The 1,799-nt window shown below is 46.0% G+C and carries 2 protein-coding genes; both read left to right on the top strand.

All coding sequences use genetic code 11. The features are described 5' to 3' along the window. The first annotated feature begins 47 nt into the window (after window positions 1–47). Window positions 48–1,271, top strand: coding sequence for an MFS transporter (locus R7O12_RS23985; protein WP_017448620.1), 1,224 nt, complete (start codon window positions 48–50; stop codon window positions 1,269–1,271). Window positions 1,272–1,321: 50 nt separating this feature from the next. Next, window positions 1,322–1,799 (top strand): DUF1415 domain-containing protein (locus R7O12_RS23990; RefSeq protein WP_318126542.1); only part of this gene is annotated, 478 nt, incomplete at its 3' end.

The following is a 1,799-nucleotide window of genomic DNA, read 5'->3' on the forward strand; positions in this document are numbered from 1 at the left end:
TATAGATTGATCACAATCTCCTTTATTGCTCCTATCAGGCAGGAAACATGGTCAGCTTTGGTACTCCGGAATACAAACGCATTACGCTATCTCTGGCGCTTGGCTCTTTTTTGGTTTTTTCTAACCTATACCTTTTACAACCTATGCTGCCGACCTTCGCAACGCTGTTTTCCATTTCAGAAACGCAGGTTAACTGGTTGTTTGCTGCCTCAACGTTAGCGCTTTCATTCAGTTTGGTGCCAATGGCGGTCTTGTCCGAATCCATTGGTCGTAAGCCAGTGATGATGGTTGGCTTGTTCTCTATTCCTGCCATTTCTGCGTTGATGCTACTCGGAGACTCATTTATATTTTTGGTGGCATGCCGAGCATTAATCGGAATCGCTTTGGCCGCATTTGCCGCTGTTGCCGTCGCATACATGGCAGAAGAACTTGATAAGCACGCATTTTCAATGGCCATTGGTACTTACATTGCAGCAAACTCATTAGGTGGCATCGCAGGACGTATTAGCGGCGGTTTGTTGGCGGATAACTTTAGTGTCGATGTCGCCATCGAAGTCATGATGGTTGTAACATTGATTGGCGTAATCTGCGTTCACTACTTACTGCCAAAACAACGCAACTTCACACCGTCATCCAGCAGCTTAAGACACCAAAATCGTGCCATTATTGGCCACTTCCGAAATCAGCGGGTTTGGTTTGCAATGCTCATCGGCGGGCTTAACTTTGCGTTGTTCGTCAATCTTTACTCAGTGATGGGCTTTCGTTTGGTTAGCGCGCCGCACAACGTTCCGGTCGGTCTAGCATCGTTGATATTCATCTGTTATCTGGGAGGAACTTTTTCTTCTCGATGCGCAGGGCATTGGAGCAAACGTTACTCTTCTATTCTAGGTATGTTCTTAGGCGCTGTGGTTAGCATGGCAGGCATGTGGATTGCGGCTTTTGAGAGCCTCGCCGCTATGCTTATCGGTCTTCTGCTGATTAGTTTTGGCGCGTTTTTTACCCATACTTTGGCTTACGGCTGGGTAGGCCAAAACGCAACACAAGCAAAAGCAACCGCAACAGCTTTGTACTTGGTGCACTACTATGTTGGCGGAAGTTTAGGTGGTTTTTTATTGCTCTACTGTTGGCAACATGGCGGTTGGTCAACCGTACTGCTTGGCGGAAGCGTTTTGTATGCCGTGATGTTTGCTGCCATTGCCTATTTAAAACACATTTGTGAAAGCGTAGATACCGACAGCAACACTGATGTAGCAAGCTTGGGAAGAAGTTAATCGACTTCTCTGCTATGCTTGCGCCAAATTCATAAAAGCAAGAAAGTCGTATGCCAACGCGCTCAACACAAGAAACACCGAATACAGATATTAATGCGATCACGCAACAAGTCGATCAATGGCTTAATGATGTCGTGATTGGTCTGAATTTGTGTCCTTTCGCTGCAAAGCCGCAGCGTAACAAACAAATTAAGATTTTTGTCAGCAAAGCAACACAAGAAGAAGCGTTGCTTGAGGATATTCTGCTGCAACTTATTGAACTCAGCACCACCGAACCAGAAAAGCTGGAAACAACATTGGTCGTCGTACCTAACATGCTGCAAGATTTCTGGGACTACAACTTCTGCATCGATTGGGTTGAAGGGCTGATCAAACAACAGGATTGGGAAGGTATATTCCAAGTGGCGACTTTCCATCCAGACTATTGCTTCGGTGGTGCAGCGCCAGAAGATGACGAGAACTTAACCAATCGTTCACCATACCCCATCTTCCATCTTATTCGAGAAGAGAGTATGGAAAAGGTGTTGA

It is taken from the genome of Vibrio sp. Vb1574 (genome assembly GCF_033338675.1).